Here is a 20,974-nt window from a genome sequence, read left to right on the forward strand (position 1 = left end):
CCCAATCCCCGATCCCCAAATCCTAGCTTCATCCTTCATAATTCTTCCTTCATCCTTGTAATAAATGTCATAGCAATTGTCACAGCCGCGGTGTATGCTAGCTCTAGCATAGCAGCGGAGGACACAATGATTATTCCTTGGATCTACTACGTTCAAGCTGATGAACAATTATTAGTTGAGAGTTTTAGCCGCCGTTGGACGGTCAATGGGCCGCAACGTTATACAGCCCGACCCTTCGAACGCATTACGCGGCGCAACGGTTTGGTGCTTGGTCCAACCGAATATGTCTATGTCACCGATTCGTTGAGCGGCCAAGTGCGGCTCGAACGCGGCCCGCAACTGCTCTTCCCCAACGCCTACGAAGAGCTTGGTAAAATTCTCTTGGCAATTCCGCTCAAGAAAAACCAATATGCCCGCATTTTGGATCGCAGCACGGGCCAATTACGCGTTGAGCGTGGCGAGCAAAGCGTCTATCTCGAACCCAACGAGATTCAAATTGGCGCAATTGAGGCTGGCTACAATATCGATGAGCATCACGCTGTGTTGGTACGCAGCACGACTGATGGACAATTAAACCTGATCACCACACCCCAAGTGTTTATTCCTACTGCCGAACAAGAAGTGATCGAACATCGCCAGCGGATTTTGCTCGAAAACCATGAAGTTGTGGTGATAAAAGATCGTGACGGGCGCTATCAATTTCGCCGTGGCAGCCAGCGTGATCGCTCGTTCTTCCTCGAACCATACACCGATTTGGTGACCTTTCGCTGGTCGTCGGGCTTGCACAAAGATAAACGCAATTTGGTCATCACGCATTTGGATATTCGGCCAAAATTTATGTGGTATGCCTTCGAGGCCCGCACCCAAGATAACGTCGAAATTTTGATCGATATTACCTTCTTTTGGCAATTGGCCGATGTTGAGGCCATGATTGTGAGCACCGATGATGCGCCAGGCGATATTTGCGCCCACGCGCGCAGCGCCATCATCCAAGCAGTTTCGCAAACCAGCCTAGAACGCTTTCTGTCCAATTTCAATAGCATTGTGCGCGATGCAGTGATTGTGCCCGAAGACGATTTTTATGCAGAGCGTGGCGTAAAATTGCACTCGGTCGAAGTGCGTTCAATTACCTGCAAAGACCCAAATACCCAGCGTGTGCTACAAGAAATTATTCAAGAAACCACCAATCGGCTCAATCGGTTGCAAAAGCAAGAGAGCGAGAACGAAATTAAGGTCAAGCAACTCGAAGGCGAGATTGTGGCCCAAGAAACCCGCAGCCGCTTGCTCGAATTGCAGCGCCGCATTGCCCAAGCAGAAGCAGAAACCCACGGTTTGGCCGAAGCCGAACGCGTCCATGCCTTTATCCAAGGCCTTGGCGACGATTTGCCAATCAGCGAAAAGCTGGCAATTTTCAATATTCTGCGCCGCCAGGATGCAATTGCTAGCCTCAGCCAAGGCAAGGCTCAGTTGTATCTCACGCCCGCCGATATTAATTTGAGTCTTGAGCATCATTAGTTACTAGTGGGGGTCGGGGATTAGGGATCGGGGATCAGATAATGGGATTTATTTAACCACGAAGAGCACGAAGAACACGAAGGTTTAAGTTATTGAGTCCCAAATACTTATTCGTGCAATTCGTGGCTAAAACGTCTGATTTTTAACGCAGAGGCGCAGAGAAATGATGGCTTGTGGCGCTAGGCTATCGGAATATTTGTATGAAGTCCATGATCATACGTTCTATAGCCACAAGCCAATAGCCAATAGCCAATTTCCCCTTCGTGCTCTTTGCGTTCTTCGCGGTTTAGTGCCTTCGTGGATTACATTTTTAACGCAGAGCAATGATGGCTATGGGCTGATGGCTTTGTGTATTGGTATATTAACCACCTCATGCTCGATCCCCTCACCCTAACCCCTCTCCCGTGGCGCGGGCGAGGGGCTTTAACACCGTGGTTCTGTCGCAATGCGTGGTAAAAAACAGATGCTCCCCCTCGCCCGCGTTCAGTGGGAGAGGGGGCTGGGGGGTGAGGGAACACAATCTACTAGCCCACAGCTAATAGCCTTTCTTCGTGCTCTTTGCGTTCTTCGCGGTTTAGTGCCTTCGTGCTCTTCGTGCCCTTCGTGGATCAAAACTCATTGCTCATCCCTACGTTGCACAAACCGAAATTCGCCGCCTTTTTCCACATCCATCACATGGCCGCGCCAAACGATGCGTTGCGGGGCAAGCAAGGCCTGAATCAATTGCACGGGAATCAGCAATTCTAGAAATGGCACGAGCAGCCAATAGCGGCGTGGCGTGGATTGCGCAAGATATTGCTGATCAATTTGGATAAAATTCAATAGCCCAAGCAGCGTATAGATAGCGCTAAACCAGCGCTGGCGTTGGCTTGGGCGCAGCAGCGTCACGATAGCCAAGAGCAAGGGAAACAGGGTTGGCACAATCACCAAACACAGCAATAAACTGCGTTCGCGCCGATTCAAATGGCGTAGCAACGATTCGCGCGGAAAGATAAACCAGCGTTGAATCAGGCTCCGATAGCGCTGAGCATTGGTCACGGTCGTGCGAATTGCATGGCGCATACTGGTTTGCTGCAAGCCCAAGCCAGCCTGTTTAACCCGTTGCGCCACCGCAAAATCATCGGCCAAAATATGCTCCAGGCCATTGAAGCCATCCAATTGCTCCAGCACATCGCGCCGCAACGCATAGAACATGCCATTAATCGTAAATGGCTCGCTGACTTGAATATATGGCACATAGGTCAGCAAACTATTGCTATTGACAAACAATGCCACCAAACTCGACCAAGCATTATCAAACGAGCGATAGTAGGGCAAGCCAAACGCCAAGCCAACGCCCGCTTGATCGAGCCATGGCAAGCAATCTTCCAAACCATAGGCTGGCAGGCTGGTATCATCATCGAGCACGCAAATAATCTGGCCTTGAGCTTGCGCCAAACCAGCAATCAACTTGAAGGTTTTGGGATTCACGCGCTCCGCAGGCGCAGACAAGCTGATAATGCGAATTGTTTGGTTGGCATATTCTGCTTGTAATTCATGACAAAGTTGCTGCGCTACCCGATCATTATCATCAATCAGCCACAACCATTCACGAGCATAGTTGCTTGGCGCACTCAAATTGGCGCGTAAACAGGTGGCCAAATGGGGGTCGCCACTCAAAATTGGCTGTAGCAAACTCACCAAGGTTGTCGCTGGATCGCGCTGTGATTGGGGCGTAGGTTTGCGAAAAAAGCGCCAAACTTGCCACCACTTCCAGCAGCGTTGGCCAAGCATCAAGCAGCACAACAGCAGCCAAAGCCGTTTAATCATGATTTTGCTCCTTGCCCAGCCACTGAGCTGCTGCCAAATGCCGTAGCCGAATGCGCTCGCCACGCCAAACAATGGTGTCATCGCCAAGCAAGCCCCAAAGCATCAGCAATGGGTCAAGCAAGCTGCCAACGATGCTCAACGGCCAAGCCCACCACGGCGTTGCTTGTTGGCAATACCGCCGCATTTGCCAAACATGCAGGCTCAATTGCGCCGCCAAACAGGCCACCAACCATGGCCGCAGCTTTGGACTAGGCAAACTTGCCAACGCCAAAAGCGGCGGTATCGGCTGGGCAGCGCTGGTCAGGCCAGTTACCAACCGATCACGCCGAGTAAGCTCAGGCAACATCAACACCCGCGGAATCGTAAACCAGCGCTCCATCTGCAACCCATAGGCCTTGAGCGTGGCAAAATAATTATCAACTGTGTAAATTAATGGCGTTTGCAGATTGCGCAGCCCATGCGCTTGCACCCGCCGCGCCAACTCATGATCATCATCAATCCGCCCATCCATTGCTTCAAAACCACCAATGTGCTCAAACACGCTACGTTGCAAGGCAAATTGATGGCCGGTAATCGTGTATGGCTCGGTCAAGGCCGCCACGCCGACGTAGCTTGGCAAGGCATTGGCATTCACAAAATTGCTCATCAAAGCAGAAGGCAGATTTTGCCAATTCGTATAACAAGCCAAGCCAAAAATTGCCCCAACCTGCGGCTGCAACAAGTAAGGAATCGCTTGGCTCAAGCCATCAGGTGGCAACGTTATATCATCATCAACAAACCAAACAACAGCTGCTTGGGCTTGGGCCAACGCTGCGCGCATCTTGCCCAATTTCGAGGCGAAACGGCCCCAATCAGGTTCAATTTGCACAATTGTAATTGCATGATTTGGATTCTTTCTCTGTAACGCAGAGCATACTGCAAATGTTTCCTGATCAGCGCGATCAACCACCCAATAATGATTAAGCTGGCCAGAATAGCGCAAATTCAGCCGTTGCTCCAAGGTTGTGGCCAAATCGAACACGCCGCGAGTCAAAGGCTGAATTAAATCAATGCTTGGCCAAACATCAGGAGCAGCAGGCTTGGGCTTGGCAAAAAAGCGCCGCAGCACCAACCAACGCCAGCAACGATCAAGCAAATACCACAGGGCCAACAATCGCATTATGTCGCCTCAATCTGCGCCAAGGCATAATCAATATAGTCATCAATTTGGGACAGCGAAGCACAATGTTGGGCCTGCGGCACGCGATAATAGCTTGCCGTCGGATAATACTGGCGCAATAATGCTTGATCGCGCCGCCCAAACAAGCTATCGTGTTCAGCCACAATCATGGCTAGCTTGCCATGCCAACGCGCCGCCCCCAAATGCCAATCCAGCTCACGCCACCAACGCAACAAGCTCAGATAATCGTGGCGCTGCATTTTTTGCAAATTTTGCTGCAAACGCTCAGCCCAAAATGGCCGCAGAATACTGGCCATTGGCTGCAAAAATTGCTGCGTGCCGCGCCAAAACAGCCAGCGCACCAAGCCCAATGGCAAGATCGCGACCAGTGGATGCAGCAAACTGAGCCAGAGCCAACGCCCACGCCGAGGCACGCCAGTATCCGAAAGCAGCAAGCCTTGGGCCAATTGAGGGCGATAGTGCAACAGTGCTTGGGCAATCAAGCCGCTATACGAGCCAGCCACAATCCAACTCGCTTCAAATTGCAAATAATCGAATAAGGCTTGCAGATTGGCCGCCAAATCAGCGAGATTATCAATCGTGTTGGGATACGCAAGGCTAAGCACTCGATAGCGTTGCTGGCAACGATCAAGCCAGCGAAAAGCCAAATCGGCTCGCGCCAAGCCACCAGGCAAAATCAACAAGCCAGGCAAATTACCGCCCGTATCGCAAATTTCCCATTCGTGGCCGTTGATGCGCACCCGCTGCACTGGATAGCGCTCAAGAGTTGCCGCATAACAGGTTTGGCAATCGGCAGCGCTGATTAACTGCTCATACGCATGCTGGTTCATGAATCTATGCTGCCTCTCAAGTTGCGCTATTGCTGCGCCTAAATTGCTGCAAAGTTGCTCTATCTGCTCGATTGAGCTTGCTACACTCATTCTAAGCCTTTTATACAGGAGTTCTGCAATGGATAGCGTCGCAGTAGCAGACATTGATCGACCACAACCTTGGTGGCAAAGCATCGTTTATGGCTGGTATTTGCCAGCATGCTTGGCCCTTGTTTGGTTCACCAGTCCTATTTGGCTGAAGAGTGCAATTATGCTCCTCTTTGATTTTCGAATCAGCGAGATTATGGCTAAAAGCATCATTCTAATTCGGACTGCATTCATCGCAAGCCTCGTGCTGAATAGTTTGATTTTATGGTTGCTCAAACCAACAAACTACCTTTGGATTTGCACAATTTGGTTTCTTGGTTTGAGCATGGCCACGGCACTGTATGAAACAATCAACCGATCGGCTATCACTGGCAAGATACCCTCCTTGTTCATCATCAGAGTTCCTGGTAATCATTATAGTTACAATGCAGTGGCGATCTTAATTGGGTTCCTGCTGAGCGTTGTTTGCATGGTCGTTCAGTATTGGCTAAATCCCAAAGCATACCCTACTAGGCGCACGCTACTTGTCGCAGGGCTATGTTTAACAATTATTGCAACATGTGCTGTGAGTATAAAAACTAAAACAATTGATAAGCCACGAGCTATAAGCATTGATGCTTTCTAACCTCATAAGCAGTCAACTACATTTTGATGCAGGAGTTTTGCAATGGATAGCGTCGCAACGGCAGTTCAACCAATTCCACGCTGGCAAAGCATCGTTTATGGCTGGTATTTGCCAGCATGCTTGACGCTTGTTTGGTTCAGCAGCGCTATTTGGCAAGATATTACTTTCATCCAAGCAATTAATCATCAAACAATCAGCAAATGTATGCAGCTCTTGCATTCGATATTTTTTGCTAGTGTCTTTCTCAATGGTAGCATCTTATTTGCGTTAAATCCGCAAAAACATATTTGGCTTGGCATCATTTGGTTTATTGGCATCGCCCTGATTGTACGCTATTACGCTTCGCGCTATGAATCAGCAGGGTTTGCTTTATCGATTCGCGCCTTTGAACTCCCAAATGAAGCCTACTATGTCTGCAATGCAGGAACATTATTGCTGAGTGCAAGTCTAAGCTTGAGCATTATGTTAATTCAATATTTGGTTAACGCTCAAGCCTACACCAACTGGCGCAGCAGGATTTTGGCATGGCTCGCGCTCACAATCGTCGCAGCTTGTTACCTCAGTTTAGAATTTGAGGCTAACGCTATCCTAAAACCTGTCGCTGCTGCATTCAACGCCTTAAATTGGCAGGCTTAATTGAATATGTGCGCCTTGCTCGCTAGGAATCAGCACTGCATCGCCGCCATGCGCGCGCACGATTGCCCGCACAATCGCCAAGCCAAGGCCCGAGCCACCTTCAGCACCACGCACGCCGCGCTCCCAAATTGCATCACGCATGGCTGCTGGAATGCCCTCGCCAGTATCTTGCACATCGATCACAACGTGATCGGCGGTCAAGCTGACTCGCATAATAATTTGGCCGCTTGGAGGCGTGGCCCGTAACGCATTATCAAACAAATTCAACAAGGCTTGCTTCAAACGATCACGATCAGCCTCAATTGCAATTGGGCGCGGCGGAACTTGGGCCAGCAATTCCACCCCGCTGCGTTGCGCCCGCCCACTCAAATTCTGCACCAACTCGTGGATCATCTCGCCAAGATCGAGGCTTTGTTTGGGGCCAAGGGTTAGGCTTGGTTGAGCATCGTTGCGCAAAAGCTCATCGGCCAAACGCGCAAGCCGCGCAATTTCGGCCTGCATTGCCTGAATCGATTGCTGCTGTTCGTCGGCGTTCTCTGCATCCTCGATATTTTCCAAGTAGCCACCCAAGGCCATCATCGGCGTGCGCAACTCGTGCGAAACATCGCGGTAAAACCGCCGTTGCGCTTCCGATTGTTGCTCGATCCGTGATAACCGCTCAGCCAATTGATCAGTCATGGTATTGATCGAACGGGCAAGCTGAATAATTTCTGAGGGGCCACGTTCCAGCGCCCGTTCGGTGAGATCGCCATCGGCCACCTGCTCGGCAGTTGTGCGCAATTGACCAATCAGCCGCGCCAACCAACGGGCCACCAACGACGAACCTAAAAAGGCCGCTGCAAAAGCCAAAGCAATCGAAATAAAGACAAACCGTCCCAGCACGCGCAGCAAGCGATCTTCGTCGGCAACGCTTTGCGAAACCTCAACCACCCCCACAACCTTTTGCTGCCAACGCACTTGGCCCGCCACATAGCGCCGCCCACGGGCCTCGCCCACAAACACAGTTGGAATACTAGTTACAAATTGGCTGGCAGCAGCCCGACTCGGAAACGCCGAGTTTGAGCCATTGGCCCCAAAAATTTGGCCAGCACTCCCAAAGACCCGAATTGCGCCATCGCCATTGCCAATTGGCCGACTCAGCAGAATATTGGTTGCCGATTGTAAATCGCCATCGCTTGCTATCAGTTGCTCGGCAAAGGCAATATACAACTCAAGCTGATTATTTAATTCAACACTGCGACGATCAGCTTCGCTAATGCGTACACCCATCAGAATAATGATCGCGATTAATGCTAAAGGCACAACACTAACCGCCACCATCGTGATGGTTAGGCGCACAGCTAAGGTTACAATTTTGGGTCGATGTACTTTTTTCATAGCAGCATTATCGCATAGCTAGCCACTTGCATGGCATGATATAATCGCTTTTGAGAAATTTTGTCCCCTTCAATGAAACTTGATGTAGAAAGTGTAGAGGCAATGTCTACGTTAACCTATCCACACCTGCCCGCGCCCTTCGAAATCATCGGGGCTTGCGGCAAGCAGTCGAGCCATCGGCGTTTTTTTATGGCCAAAAAATCGGGCATTCCCTACTTGGTTTGGTGGGAAAGCCGCATTCCCGATGCCTTGCGTAAACAGCAAATGGTGGTGCAAATTGCCGAGCAGGCTGGGAGCGAAGTCGCTATTTTAGATGTTCAGGCCTTGTCGTTGCAACAACTTTTGGATACAGCTGGCAGCCTGCCTGCACCAGTTGCCGCTCAATATGCCTTGGGCCTGATCGAAACAGCCGAATTTAATCATCGCCAACGAACTGCATTGACGAGTAGCAATCTGTATGGGCCAAACTTGCTCGACCTTGGTTCACAAGGCACGATTGTGCCAAAAATCGATTCCAGCTTGGCTCAAAAAGCCGCGCCAATTCCAGCTCAATTATTGCCAGTCAACGAACAGCCAAACTCGCAAACCGATAGCTATTATATCGGAGCCTTGATTGCGTGGATGATGAGCGGCCAATTTGCCCCGCAAGGCAATCCTTTAGCCATGCTGCCAGCAATCGATGGCCGCCTAGCGAGCATTTTACAACGCGCCACTGCCGCCAATCCAAAACAACGACCAAGCGCCCAAGAGCTTGGCCAACTCATCCAAGATTGGTTATCGGGCAAAGTTACCGAAGCTGCCAAAAAGAAACCTTCAAAGCTGAAATGGGTGGTCGGTGCAATTGGCACAGCAATCGTCACCTTCTTAGTCATCTATGGTTTATCGCAGCGTGATAAACCTGCTGATACTGAGTTTGGGCAGGCCAAAGCCAATGGTCCAAGCACCGATTTCCAATCAGACAAACCAGGCACAGGTTTGGCCATGCTCACTGATGTCAATGAAGTTGAGATTAATCGCATCGATGATACGGGCTATCCCGACATTGATATGTATCTGAGTATCATGCGCCCGACGGGGGTGATAACCGATGTGCCACGCCAAAATGTTAGCGTCTTTGAAAATAATAATAAAATTGAAAACTTCTCGTGGGTTAATCTCTCGAAGATTCGTGATCCGCTGAATATTATGTTGGTGATGGATACCAGCGGCAGCATGGGGCCAAGTAAAGAAGGCTTAACCGATGGCGGTTTAGATGCAGCCAAAGTAGCAGCCCTCGATTTTATCGAGCGCCTGCCATCAAACACCAATCTTGGCTTAATTCACTTTGGCACGATGGTGACGGTTGATCACTCATTAACCGATGATATTGATGCAGTGCGCCAAAGCATTACCGAGCTTAAAGCCGAAGGCCAAACTGCGATTTATGATGCCTTGGCAATTAGCTACACCCAATTACGCCGCGCTGAAGGCCGCACATTCATCGTGCTGATTTCTGATGGCGCTGATACCGCCAGCAAGGGCGATAATTACGATAGCATTGTGGCTAAAGCTGCCAAAGCCAAAATTCCAACCTATATTATTGGCTTGACCAGCCCAGAATTTGATGGCAAATTGCTGGAAGATTTGCAACGCGATACCAAAGCCATGATCTACCAAACCCCATCCAAAGAGCAATTAACCAGCTTCTATGGCGAGGTCGCCCAAGAGGTTGCTGGCCAATATCGGGCAAGTTTCAGCGTGCCAGATAGCTATACAAGCGGCGCTGGAATTACGCTCAAGGTCGAGGTCAACGCTGGCGATGGCCGCTTAGTTACCAAAGAACGCAACTATAACAAACCTTAAACTGCTCACCGACAGCACGTTTTCAATCGCAGCATCGTACCAATGCTGCGATTTTTATTTTGGCCGGAAGTTGTGCTACAGTGCAAACCACAATTGAACCTATGAGAACACCCTATGCTGGATTTACAAAAACTGCGCATGTTTGTGGCGGCAGCTCAAAGCCGCAATTTCACCCGCGCCGCCGAGCAACTCGATCTCACGCAACCGACTGTTAGCCAACAAATCCAAACCCTCGAACGCGAACTTGGCGTGAGTTTGTTCGAACGGTTGAGTCGTGGCATCGAGCTAACCGCTGCTGGGCGAGCACTGTTACCCCATGCCGAGCAAATGATCGCGCTCGAACGGATTGCCGAACAGGCGGTACGCGCCGCTGCTGGCCAAAGCGAACGCACATTGCTTCTGGGCGTTGGCAATACCTTGGCCACCTATGCGCTGCCCGATTTGCTGCAACGCTTCAACTGGGAACACCCAGAATTTGTCGTGCACATCGGCACTGGCAACACCGAGCAGTTGCTGGCTCAAGTGATTTCTGGCGAATTTGAATTGGCGCTGGTTGGTTCGCCGATTAGCCACAATCAATTGATCGTGATGCCATTTCTTAGCACCGAATTGGTGGTCATCGTCAGCCCCGATGACCCGTGGGCACGCTTGAAACAGATTAATCTCGAAGCCTTGCATGGGCGGCGAATGCTCTTGCGCGAGGAAGGCTCAGCATTGCAAGCGAGCGTCAGCGAGTTGCTCACCAAGCAACAAATTCGCCCCAAACAGCCAATTGTGCTTGGCAATCTCGAGGCAATCAAGCGCTCGGTTGAAGTTGGTTTGGGCATCGCCTTAGTACCAGCCATGGCCGTGCGCCGCGAAGTAGCAGCAGGGCGTTTGCGCCAATTGCATTTGGCCAATATGCCAACGCGGCGGGTTTACAATGTGGTGCATCATCGCGACCGCCACATTACGAATGCAGCCCAATTATTCCTCGATCTTTTGCGCAAACCCTTGGGACCCGATACTAACGAATGAGCCATTGATATGATATGATACGAGCTATTGCTTCCGACCACCTTTTGGAGCAGAACCCGTTATGGGCTTGGGGGAATGGCCTGCATGACCGATGCAGAACGACAATGGGTGAGCGCCGCCAAAGCTGGCGACGTTGAAGCCTTCAATCAATTAGTGCGCATGTACGAAGGTCGAGTCTATGGCTTGGCCTATCGCATGCTGGGCGATAGCGATAGCGCTGCCGATGTGGCCCAAGATACCTTTATCTCGGCATTTAAGGCAATTCAGCGCTTTCGCGAAGGCTCATTTGCGGCATGGTTGCTGCGCATCGCCACCAACGCGTGCTACGATGTGTTGCGCGCCCAAAAACGCCGCCGCACCACCTCGATGGATCAAATGCTTGCTGGCGATGATGATAGCCCTGGCGAGCAATTTGAAGATCAATCGCTGCCACTCGATCAGCACATGATCAATCGCGAGCTGCAAGCAGCCATCCAAGCAGGATTGGCAACCTTGCCCGAAGATCAACGAGCAGTGTTGATTATGTGCGATATTCAAGGCTTTGCCTACGAGGAAATCGCGGCAGCTACTGATACCCAACTGGGCACAGTCAAATCGCGGCTCAGCCGAGCACGGGCAAAGTTGCGCGATTATCTTAAAAGTCGGGAACTTTTGCCAACTGCCGAACGTTAAGCGTGATATGACGACACAAGTGGGTATGCAATGACACTAATATCTGAACAACAACAAGAACTTCTTTCGGCAGCCCTCGATGGTCAGCTTAGCGCCGCCGAGCAAGCTCAGTTGGATCAACAGCTTGAGCACGACCCTGGCTTAGCTGTAGAATTTGCCGAGTTGCGCTCGATGCAGGCGTTGTTGCAAGACCTCCCGCCTGTTCGACCACCACGCAGCTTTACGCTTGATCCCGCCCTCCATGCGCCCAAACGTAGCTTCTGGCTCAGCGGCTGGACACGTTGGGTCACGGTAGTTGGCGTATTCGCGTTAATGCTGACGGTTGGCTTGCAGCTAACCAATCAGGCTGAGCAATCGATGACGATGGCTCCTGAATCGCGCATCCTGAGCACTGAATCAGCAGCTGTTCAATCCCAGCAAAATGACGAAAGTGCTAATCCTGTAGCGACACCAATGGACACTGGCAGCGGCGGCGCAGCCATGCCAACCCCAGAGATGGCACTGCTGCAACAACCAACTGGTGGAGCTGCCGATACAATGGGTGGGGCTTATCCACCGCCAGCCCAGCCATATGCTGCTGGCTCAGTTCCAATGAGCGATACGCTCGATATGGCACGGAGCATCAGCCCTGAACAAGCGACTGCCTTAGCTGGCAATCCCTTGAACCAACCATTGATCGAGCCTAATCGCACCTCATCGCCCGATACCAATGAGTTGGAGCAACCAGTGCTCAAGGATCAGGTGCTTGAGCAAGTAGCTCCTGCGCCAGCAGCTGAGTCTGAATCATCATTATTGCTCTGGTTCAGCATCGCACTTGTGCTCGGAGTTGGCTTAGCGTTCGCCATGGGCTATTGGTTCAAACTGCATAAACAAGCCTAAATTTACCACGGCTGCCCTTGTGCTTCTGCTTGGGCAGCCGTAATAAATTGGGCTAGCACTGCAATCCGTGCTTCAGCCAAACGCTGGGCGCTGGCAAGGCGCAGTTGGCTCGGCAAATGGTGTAGGTTGTGCTCCAAGGTCGCCAACACATCGCCAAAGGTTCGATAGCGTGTATCGCGACCAACTTTACTCACAATTCGCAAGATTCCTACCGCCCCTAGTTGCTCCAAAATATCAGCATCGCGCAATAAAGTGGCTTCAAGGCTAGTTGGCGTTTGCTGCGGGCTATGTTGGCCAATCGCCGCCACCACCGCCGCAATTTTGGCGCTGGGGAATTGCCATTGTTGCAAGAGCGCAGGCACTTGGCGCATGGCATAGGCCACATTATCCCAAGCAGCCAATGCGGCAGGTTCAGCAGGCCGATGGCCAATAAAGACTCCAAGATCGTGCAACCACGCCGCCGCATACAATACATCATCATCATAGACCAAACCTGCACCAAGTGTTATCGCCAACTGATATAAGCGCGGCTGATGGCTATATTTATCGATCGGCAGGGCTTGTTCACGAATATAAGTCTGAATCTGGGTGCGAAAATCTGGCATAAAACGACCTCTTGCACTACGAAATTTCCATTTTAGCCGCCAAAAGCAACCCATCTGTCACCCGTGTAGACCCTACTTTTGAGAATTGACATAAACGTCGTATCACAGGTACACTACAGCGACCACTCAACCACAACCCATTTTAGCAAGCAATGCTGCGTTGCCGAGCTTTAGGCGGTATGGTATAGTTTGGTTGACAGCAGTCTGCAACGTGAGAGCATCACCATGAGCGTAATCGTCATTGATGACCAAGTTGTGCATTACGAGACCTTTGGGCGTGGTCGTCCAGTCCTATTTCTCCACGGCTGGCTCGGTTCGTGGCGCTATTGGATGCCGACGATGGAATACGTTTCCAAAGATTTCCGCACATATTCGTTCGATTTTTGGGGTTTTGGTGATTCAGATAAAACAAGTACTGCCAAGAGCATTAGCATTACCAATTTCTCTGATCAAGTGATTCGATTTTTGGATGCCATGGGCATCGATAAGGTTCCGCTGGTCGGCCACTCAATGGGCGGAATGGTCGCGCTCAAAACTGCAATCCGCCACCCCAATCGGATTAGCCGAGTTGCGGCTATTGGTGCTCCAATCGTTGGTACATCGCTTTCAGGCTTGCTCAAACTCACCGATAATCAGTATGTTTCGCGAGCAATGGCGCGCGTGCCAGTCGTCACCAAGTTTTTGTTTCGCTGGTTTTTGGGCAATGTCAACGATACGTCCTATGGCGAAATTCTCGACGATAGCGTTAAGCCAACCGAAGAAAGTTTGCGCCGCGCCGTTGGCTCGATGATGCGCACCGATCTGCGGCCTGAACTCGAACAATTGACGGTTCCGACCTTGGTTGTCCATGGCGCTCGCGACGATATTGTCAATCCCAATCAGGCCGATATTTTCTTACAACGCGATATGGCCAACACGCAAGTTTTTGTGATGCCAGAAAGTCGCCATTTTCCTTTCCTTGACGAGCCAGCTCAATTTAACAAGGTGCTTCACGCCTTCTTAAAACGGCCAGTCAACGAAACCCGTGCTGCTGCTGAAGCAGCATAGGTAGTTAGGTCAAGTTCATGATTGATGAACAAACTGAAGCCTTAGTCCGGCGACTCAAAAGTATCGAAGGCCATGTGCGCGGCGTGCAACGTATGCTCGAAGAGGATGCCTACTGTATCGATGTGCTGCGTCAAACCCTGGCCATTCGCCGCGCACTCGAAAAAGTCGATGCCCTGGTGCTCGAACGCCATCTCTCAACCTGCGTAACCAATGCAATTCGCTCGCCCAACGAGGGCGAACGCGAACAGGCCATTACCGAAATTCTCGAAATTTTTGCGGCAACCCGCAGTGTTAGCGAGAAATAACCAACTCTATGAATGAGCTGCTACCCTACCCATTGTTGGGCATTGTCGGCCAAAGCGAGCTAAAAACCGCGCTTACCTTGGCCTTGGTCAATCCCGCTGTGGGTGGGGTTTTGTTAAGTGGCCCTTATGGCGTAGGCAAAACCACCGCCGTGCGCGGCTTGCTCGATATTATGCCCTTGGTCAAACGCTCGCGCTGTGAAAATAATTGCCCGCCCGACGACGAGAGCGACCTCTGCCCAACCTGCCTTGATTACCTCGAACGCGGCGAATCGCGGCTCAAAGATGATCTCATGCGCTTGATCGAGCTGCCACTCAACGCCCGCTTAGAGGATGTGGTCGGCGGTATGAACGAGCGCGTCGCCATCGAACAACAACGGGTAGTGCTTGAAGAAGGGGTTTTGGCCCGCGCCAACAATAATTTGCTCTATGTCGATGAAATTAATTTGCTTGATCACGCGGTGATCGATGCGATTCTCGATGCTGCCGCCCAAGGCCAAACCTTCGTGCGCCGCGGGGCAATGGTCAAACTCTATCAAAGTCGCTTGGTGCTCATTGGTTCGATGAATCCAGAGGAAGGTCGCTTGCGTCCGCAAATCTTGGATCGTTTGGGCTTACGGGTGTGGGTCGGCCCGCAACCAACCGCCCGCGAACGGCTCGAAATCTATCGCCGCGCAATTGCCTTTCGCCAAGATCGTACAGCCTTTCGGCTAGCCTATGCCCAGGCTACTACCCAACTGCGGCTTGATGTGCTCAAAGCCCGCGAGTTGCTGCCCAACGTTCATCTAACCAAAGCTGCTGAACGCTATGCCATGCAGATTATTACTCAATTGGCGATTCCTTCGCATCGGGCTGAAATTGTGTTGCTGGAGGCTGCCCGCGCCCGCGCTGCTGCTGATGATCGGCTTCGCGCTACACCCAACGACATCAAAGCAGTTGCTCCAATGGCCTTGCGCTGGAGACAAAGCCCGCATCTCAGCGATTTTCTGAAGCAGCATGCAACCGAAGAAGGCCTGATCGCCCAAGCCTTGCAAGCCTAATAATAGACTTCGCGACCAAAAAAGGCTTCTACATCACGCGAATTCATATAGGCCAGCACAATGACATTCCACAACATGCCGCCCCAAGCCCAGCGCTCACCCAACAAACCATCCAAAATATAGCCACCAATCGAAACATAGGCGCTGACAATGACAACCCACCACATGATCCGCCAGCCTTGAAACAGCGCCAAACCCATGACCACTTGAAAGCATGCGGTCACAACCAATACAATCGGATCTTCCGATAAGATAAATGATTGCAAAAAAGCTGGCACGCGCCCCAGCAAGGCCACGCCAATCTCAACCATTGCGGTCAGCACATAGCCAATCGCAATCACGGTAATCAAAAATGGGCGGCCAAAAGCCAACGATTCATTGCGTTTGAGCATACTTGCTCCATTTCTACAAAATCGGCCACAGCGGCGAGAGCACCAGTTCAGCAGCCTTGGTATACCACGGACGCTGAATCCATTCGGCCAAGGTAAGTTCGCGGGCATTGGTCATATCGCAGGCAAAAATTGCTTGCATTCGTTCAGCAAAAGCCGCATTGTAAATTTCAAGATTAATTTCGTGGTTGCCCGCCAAACTCAGCCGATCAAGATTGGCCGTGCCAACCGTCGACCAAATGCCATCAATCGTCGCGGTTTTGGCGTGAATCATGGCGTTTTCATACAGAAAAATTTTAATTCCATGGCGCAAGCAAAATTCAAAATAATGACGCGCCAGCCAATCAGCCAACACATGGTTCGATTCAGCTGGAACCAAAATCCGCACATCAACCCCGCGCCGCGCTGTGAGCACCAACGCCTCTAAAATCGCCCGATCAGGAATAAAATAGGCGTTGCTAATGTAGACAAAACGCTCGGCCCGTTCAATCGCATCAAGATACATCGAACGAATTGGAAACACCAAACGCCCAGCATCGTTGCGCTGCACTCGCACCGTTGATTGCCATTCCAAATCAAGGTCGATGTTGAGCCGAGGCAAGCGCCGCCGATAGCGATTCCATTGCGAAGCAAACATCTCGGCCAAATTACTTACAATCGGCCCGCGCACTTGCACATGGGTGTCGCGCCACTCGGTGCGATACAATTCGCCCAAATTGTAGCCACCAATAAAGGCTACGTCGTTATCGACAACCAATAGTTTGCGATGGTCGCGCGCATACGAGCCAATATCAAAAATTTGCGATAAGCGCGGAAATGCCGGATAGGTCAACAAGTGAATTTCAGCAGGAAACTTTTTGAATTTACGCGGAACCACCAAATTTGCAAAACCATCGACAATCACATACACCGCCACGCCGCTATGCGCTTTACGCATCAAGGCATCGCGAAATTTTTGGCCTAATTCATCGCCTTTGAAAATAAACGTTTCGAGCAAAATCAAGCGTTGCGCCGATTCGATAGCTTGCAGCATCGCCGGAAACAGCTCTTCGCCCGACATATACAACTGAAATTCATGGCGATCGTCGCTGGTTGGCGGCAGGCTAATCCGTGGATAGCGTTTATAGCTGGTTGGTCGCCATTTGCGCACGCCAATCAACAAAAAAGCCAAGCTCACTTGGAGTACCACGATTACCACCAGCATCGTTATCAGATCTTGAAATGATTCAAATGGCATCCGCCGTACTCCATCAACTATTGCAGTTCGCCAAACAGCACAATTTCGGCGTATTCACCACGAATAATGCCACGACTTGCCTCTGGCACAATCAACAAACCATTGGCCCGTGCCATTGAGCTAACCAAACCTGATCCTTGAGCACCAGTTAATTCAGCGGTCAAGCCTTCAGCACTGCTTTTAACAATTACCCGCAAATATTGGCGACGTTCGTTGCTTTCCAAATCGGCATCAAGCAATTTGGCCCAAACGCTAGGCCGAAATAGCTGCTGATAACCACCGATCTTGCGTAACGCAGGCCGCACAAACAGCTCAAAACAGACCATAGCCGAAACAGGATTGCCAGGCAAGCCAAAAATTGGTTTGCCTGCGATCGAGCCAAAAGCCAAGGGTTTGCCTGGACGCATGCGCACGCGCCAGAATTCAAGCTTGCCAACTTCATTCAAAATTTGCTTGACCAAATCATAATCGCCAACTGACACGCCGCCAGAGGTCAGCAACACATCAGCTTCAGCCACGGCTTGGGCTAAAGTTGCGCGCAAAGCAGCAGCATTATCGGGCACAATTGGCATTAAAATCGGAACCGCTCCCGCTTCGCGCACTTGGGCGGCATTGGCATAGCCATTCGAGTTACGAATTTGGCCAGCGTTTGGCTCGACTCCCACATCAACCAACTCATCGCCAGTAGCAATAATTGCCACGCGTGGTTGGCGAAAAACGGGCACTTGAGCCGCGCCAATCGTTGCCAAAACCCCAATACTGCCAGCATGCAAAACCTGCCCAGCATTTAGAACCAAGGCTCCAGCCTGCATATCCTCGCCTGCTGGCCGAATATTATTGCCATGCTGGGTTGCTTGAAACAGCTTCACAACCTCGGTTTGGGCGTTGGGTTGGCCTTCGTCGGTTTCCTCGAAGGGCACAACAGCTTCTGCATTAGCCGGAACTTGGGCTCCAGTCATAATCCGAATCGCGCTGCCATGCCGCAGTTCATGCTTTGACACCGCTCCCGCCGCAACCCGCTCAATAATCTCTAACGCCGCAGGCTGATCGGCACTAGCTTGGGCCAAATCGGCGACTAAAACCGCATAGCCATCCATGGCCGAGTTGGCAAACGGCGGGGCATCGCGATCGGCGTACATTGGCGTGGCCAAAACGCGACCCAAAGCCTCAGTTAACGCAATTGATTCGCTGGCGAGGGTGGTCATGCGCTCAAGAATCGCCGCTTGAGCATCAGCAACAGCAAGTAAGCTCATATAAAAAAAGGCCATGGATGGGCCAAAACCCAATCCATGGCACACTCCTCACAACAACTAACGACCACCAGCAGGCTGCAACGCCTTCACCTCGGTAATCGCATTTTGTTCATCAACAAAGACCACGGTTGGCTCCCATTCTTCGGGTTTGGCATCAACTTGGGCATAGGCCATGATGATCACCAAATCGCCAACATTGACCAAGTGCGCCGCAGCACCGTTAAGTTGAATTGTGCCAGAACCACGTTCGCCTACAATTGCATAGGTTTCGAGCCGCGCACCGTTATTAACATCGACTACTTGAACCCGTTCAAATGGCCAAATTCCCGCTGCTTCCAACAGATCCTCATCAATGGTAATCGAACCAACATAATTGAGGTCTGCCCCAGTGACGGTGGCGCGGTGAATTTTGGCATGCACGAGGGTACGAATCATCGTTGATTACTCCTTAGGTTGGTCGCCGCTGTTCATCCCATCGATCAACAGTCGCCGCCATAAACCATGATACGGCTGTCAGTGGTCTAACGCAAGTCGTTTTTATTGAGGTTTCGATTCAACCACAAATCCCTGCTTCCTTCGCCCGCGTTCAGTGGAACTGAGGGAACAGCGCCTTACTTTTGTGGATTAGGATAGCGTTCGAGTTTACCATCAAGGTCAGCAATGCGCTCGCGCAATTGCTCGACACTCAAGGCTGTGCCATCGTCATCGGTTGGCAACACAATCCCTTCAGCCTCAAGATCCCAGTTTTGTTCGAGGCCTTCCAAGGCGCGGGCCAATTTGCGGCGTTCCGAAAGCCATTCTTTGCGATACATGCGGTTTTTATATTGTGGCATACAATCCTCCAATTCAAGTAATAGCTCTATTGTACCATTCAGCGTTGCGCATTTTGAGCCAACCAAGCGGGCAGTTCGCTCAGCTGAGTTACGATCGCCACTGGTTGGGCAGCGCTGAGCGTTGCCAGATCATGCGTGCCTGTTGTGACCGCCACACTAGCAACTTGGGCGTTATGTCCAAGCGTAATATCGTGGGTCGTATCGCCAATCATCAAGGCTTGGGTTGAATTCAGGCCAAAATAGGCCAATGTTTTTTCCAACATCTCAGCATGCGGTTTGGGCTGGCTCACTGAATCATTGCCCAGCAACAAATCAAAATAATCTAAAAGGCCAACCTGGCGCAGCACCGCAGCACTCACTGGCGTAATTTTCGAGCTAGCAATCGTCAAACGATACCCAGCTGATTTTAATTCGCTGATAGTTTCGGCCACACCTGCAAACAAACGGCTGCTTGGAATCGCAATCTCACGATAGATTGTACGATAGCGCTCGGTCAAAATCGCATAGTTTTCAGGCAGAAAATCGGTTAAGCGTTCCCAAAAAACCTGCAATGGCAAACCAATCCATGGCGCGATTTGGCTATATTCTGCTCCAGCAAAGCCATGTTCCGCCAACACTTGATTGACCGTATCAACAATCCCTTGCGCCGAATCGACCAAGGTTCCATCTAAATCGAACGCCAATAATTGAATCTGTGTCGCAACCACAACCTGCTCCTAGCTTATGCAACGAATCTAAACAGCTATTATGCAACGTTTGAGCAGTTTCGCAAATTGCTCAGCAACCCATGCCAAAAATCGTGATCAAGTGTATCTAACCAAGCTGAGTGAATAGATTTACCAGCTATGTTCTGCATAGCATCCATTCCACAAAGGCTGGCAATCTTCACCCAAACCCAGCCTTTGTGGAGTTACCCATGCGCTATCTTGGCCTGAGTGGCCGCATTTTAAAACGACCTGATTTACAAGCGCCCAACCAGCAAGGCCTAAGCCAATGGGTTTTGTATCTTTACGATGTGCTGCGCTATCTCGACCAACACCACATTCATTGTTATCGCTTGCCAGCTTGGCCGTATGAGTTGCTGAATAGCTGGCCCGAAGCCGCCGACCAAATTCATTTAATTGGAGAATATGCCCAACAAGCCAAGATTCGCCTAACCTATCATGTGCCAAGCAATGTGCTGCTCAATAGCCATGATCAGCACATTCGCCACTATGCGCTGAATTATTTAACTAGTGCAGCAGCCTTTTTGACCCAGCTTGGCAGCTATGATCCAGTGATTGTGGTGCATATCGGGGCGCAATATGGTGATCGCGCTTGGGCTTTGGCGCAAACGGTTGCTAGCTTGCAGCAGCTTGATCCCGCAATTCTCAATTGCTTGGCACTCGAGGCCGATGGCCGCGTTTGGAGCTTGCTCGATGCGTTGCACATTCATGCCCAAACCAAGATTCCGGTGATTTTCGATTGGCTGCATCATCAGCTTTACAACCCAGCCCAATTAAATGCTGCCGCTGGATTGGAATATGCGCTGGCGACATGGCCAAGCCAACGCAAGCCCAAAGTGCATTTTAGCTCACCTAGAACCGAAATTCGGCTTGGTCAACGCCAGCAATTGCTATTGCCAACATGGCACGAACACAGCGATTTGGCCAATCCATTTGAATTAATCAGCCTGCTGCGTTTGCCATTCCAGCGTGATTACGACCTGATGCTTGAGGTTAAGGCGGGCGATTTGGCGCTAGAACGAGCACGGAGCGATCTCCAACGCTTTGCGCCAGAGCTTGTTGATGTGGAGTAGC

Annotated in this window: 22 protein-coding genes; 11 read left to right on the forward strand and 11 right to left on the reverse strand. The window is 50.9% G+C overall.

The window, feature by feature from the left end; translation table 11 throughout:
• Positions 1–126: 126 nt before the first annotated feature.
• Complete coding sequence (locus tag C5S61_RS10510) at positions 127–1,515, forward strand: SPFH domain-containing protein (protein ID WP_110515015.1); 1,389 nt, start codon at positions 127–129, stop codon at positions 1,513–1,515.
• A 615-nt stretch (positions 1,516–2,130) separates the two neighbouring features.
• Here C5S61_RS10510 and C5S61_RS10515 read toward each other — a convergent pair.
• Genes C5S61_RS10515 through C5S61_RS10525 form a run of 3 tightly spaced genes read right to left on the reverse strand, consistent with a single transcriptional unit; the run spans position 2,131 to position 5,334 of the window.
• Positions 2,131–3,324, reverse strand: coding sequence for a glycosyltransferase family 2 protein (locus C5S61_RS10515; protein ID WP_164689351.1), 1,194 nt, complete (start codon positions 3,322–3,324; stop codon positions 2,131–2,133).
• Positions 3,317–4,483 (reverse strand): glycosyltransferase, encoded by a 1,167-nt coding sequence (locus C5S61_RS10520; protein WP_110515017.1) that lies wholly within the window; start codon positions 4,481–4,483, stop codon positions 3,317–3,319. The genes C5S61_RS10515 and C5S61_RS10520 overlap by 8 nt, the downstream gene beginning before the upstream one ends.
• Entirely contained in the window at positions 4,483–5,334 is an 852-nt protein-coding gene (locus tag C5S61_RS10525; RefSeq protein WP_110515018.1) for an alpha/beta fold hydrolase, read from the reverse strand. Before C5S61_RS10525 ends, C5S61_RS10520 begins: the two co-directional genes overlap by 1 nt.
• Before the next feature lie 118 nt (positions 5,335–5,452).
• Here C5S61_RS10525 and C5S61_RS10530 point away from each other — a divergent pair, with 118 nt between their 5' ends.
• Together C5S61_RS10530 and C5S61_RS10535 are read left to right on the forward strand one after the other, a co-directional pair.
• Positions 5,453–6,046 (forward strand): hypothetical protein, encoded by a 594-nt coding sequence (locus C5S61_RS10530; RefSeq protein ID WP_110515019.1) that lies wholly within the window; start codon positions 5,453–5,455, stop codon positions 6,044–6,046.
• A gap of 42 nt (positions 6,047–6,088) precedes the next feature.
• On the forward strand, positions 6,089–6,682 hold the full coding sequence (locus C5S61_RS10535; RefSeq protein ID WP_110515020.1) for a hypothetical protein: 594 nt from the start codon (positions 6,089–6,091) through the stop codon (positions 6,680–6,682).
• Here C5S61_RS10535 and C5S61_RS10540 read toward each other — a convergent pair.
• Positions 6,665–8,059 (reverse strand): sensor histidine kinase, encoded by a 1,395-nt coding sequence (locus C5S61_RS10540; protein ID WP_110515021.1) that lies wholly within the window; start codon positions 8,057–8,059, stop codon positions 6,665–6,667. The genes C5S61_RS10535 and C5S61_RS10540 overlap by 18 nt on opposite strands.
• 102 nt (positions 8,060–8,161) lie before the next feature.
• Between C5S61_RS10540 and C5S61_RS10545 the strand changes: the two genes are divergently transcribed.
• From C5S61_RS10545 to C5S61_RS10560, 4 genes are all read left to right on the forward strand, one after another.
• Positions 8,162–9,901 (forward strand): VWA domain-containing protein, encoded by a 1,740-nt coding sequence (locus C5S61_RS10545; protein WP_164689352.1) that lies wholly within the window; start codon positions 8,162–8,164, stop codon positions 9,899–9,901.
• Between the two features lie 114 nt (positions 9,902–10,015).
• On the forward strand, positions 10,016–10,918 hold the full coding sequence (locus C5S61_RS10550) for a LysR substrate-binding domain-containing protein (RefSeq protein ID WP_110515023.1): 903 nt from the start codon (positions 10,016–10,018) through the stop codon (positions 10,916–10,918).
• Between the two features lie 84 nt (positions 10,919–11,002).
• Positions 11,003–11,590, forward strand: a complete 588-nt coding sequence (locus tag C5S61_RS10555; protein ID WP_110515024.1) for a sigma-70 family RNA polymerase sigma factor — start codon at positions 11,003–11,005, stop codon at positions 11,588–11,590.
• Positions 11,591–11,620: 30 nt separating this feature from the next.
• Positions 11,621–12,469 carry an anti-sigma factor family protein gene (locus C5S61_RS10560; protein WP_110515025.1) on the forward strand — a complete coding sequence of 283 codons (849 nt, stop codon included), beginning with the start codon at positions 11,621–11,623 and terminating at the stop codon, positions 12,467–12,469.
• A gap of 2 nt (positions 12,470–12,471) precedes the next feature.
• Here C5S61_RS10560 and C5S61_RS10565 read toward each other — a convergent pair whose 3' ends face one another.
• Complete coding sequence (locus C5S61_RS10565) at positions 12,472–13,074, reverse strand: HD domain-containing protein (protein ID WP_110515026.1); 603 nt, start codon at positions 13,072–13,074, stop codon at positions 12,472–12,474.
• A 225-nt stretch (positions 13,075–13,299) separates the two neighbouring features.
• Between C5S61_RS10565 and C5S61_RS10570 the strand changes: the two genes are divergently transcribed.
• The 3 genes from C5S61_RS10570 to C5S61_RS10580 are packed head-to-tail and all read left to right on the forward strand — an operon-like array spanning position 13,300 to position 15,463.
• A complete protein-coding gene (locus C5S61_RS10570; protein ID WP_110515027.1) occupies positions 13,300–14,121 on the forward strand; it encodes an alpha/beta fold hydrolase in 822 nt (273 codons plus the stop codon).
• 17 nt (positions 14,122–14,138) lie between these two features.
• Positions 14,139–14,426 (forward strand): metal-sensitive transcriptional regulator, encoded by a 288-nt coding sequence (locus C5S61_RS10575; protein ID WP_012187950.1) that lies wholly within the window; start codon positions 14,139–14,141, stop codon positions 14,424–14,426.
• An 8-nt stretch (positions 14,427–14,434) separates the two neighbouring features.
• Entirely contained in the window at positions 14,435–15,463 is a 1,029-nt protein-coding gene (locus C5S61_RS10580) for a magnesium chelatase ATPase subunit I (RefSeq protein WP_110515028.1), read from the forward strand.
• Here C5S61_RS10580 and C5S61_RS10585 read toward each other — a convergent pair.
• The 6 genes from C5S61_RS10585 to C5S61_RS10610 all read right to left on the reverse strand — a co-directional run bounded on the left by C5S61_RS10585 (position 15,460) and on the right by C5S61_RS10610 (position 19,882).
• Entirely contained in the window at positions 15,460–15,855 is a 396-nt protein-coding gene (locus tag C5S61_RS10585; RefSeq protein ID WP_110515029.1) for a hypothetical protein, read from the reverse strand. The genes C5S61_RS10580 and C5S61_RS10585 overlap by 4 nt on opposite strands.
• A gap of 13 nt (positions 15,856–15,868) precedes the next feature.
• The gene (locus C5S61_RS10590) at positions 15,869–17,089 is read right to left on the reverse strand and encodes a phospholipase D-like domain-containing protein (protein WP_110515030.1); all 1,221 of its coding nucleotides are present in this window, start codon (positions 17,087–17,089) and stop codon (positions 15,869–15,871) included.
• Between the two features lie 17 nt (positions 17,090–17,106).
• Positions 17,107–18,342 (reverse strand): molybdopterin molybdotransferase MoeA, encoded by a 1,236-nt coding sequence (locus C5S61_RS10595; protein WP_164689354.1) that lies wholly within the window; start codon positions 18,340–18,342, stop codon positions 17,107–17,109.
• Positions 18,343–18,399: 57 nt separating this feature from the next.
• Complete coding sequence (gene panD, locus C5S61_RS10600; RefSeq protein ID WP_054537250.1) at positions 18,400–18,777, reverse strand: aspartate 1-decarboxylase; 378 nt, start codon at positions 18,775–18,777, stop codon at positions 18,400–18,402.
• 176 nt (positions 18,778–18,953) lie between these two features.
• Positions 18,954–19,175 (reverse strand): hypothetical protein, encoded by a 222-nt coding sequence (locus C5S61_RS10605; RefSeq protein WP_054537251.1) that lies wholly within the window; start codon positions 19,173–19,175, stop codon positions 18,954–18,956.
• A 38-nt stretch (positions 19,176–19,213) separates the two neighbouring features.
• On the reverse strand, positions 19,214–19,882 hold the full coding sequence (locus tag C5S61_RS10610) for an HAD family hydrolase (protein ID WP_110515032.1): 669 nt from the start codon (positions 19,880–19,882) through the stop codon (positions 19,214–19,216).
• Between the two features lie 209 nt (positions 19,883–20,091).
• Here C5S61_RS10610 and C5S61_RS10615 point away from each other — a divergent pair, with 209 nt between their 5' ends.
• Positions 20,092–20,973, forward strand: coding sequence for an apurinic/apyrimidinic endonuclease family protein (locus C5S61_RS10615; RefSeq protein ID WP_110515033.1), 882 nt, complete (start codon positions 20,092–20,094; stop codon positions 20,971–20,973).
• Position 20,974: the final 1 nt, after the last annotated feature.

Source organism: Herpetosiphon llansteffanensis, from assembly GCF_003205875.1.
Classification (GTDB): Bacteria; Chloroflexota; Chloroflexia; order Chloroflexales; family Herpetosiphonaceae; genus Herpetosiphon; species Herpetosiphon llansteffanensis.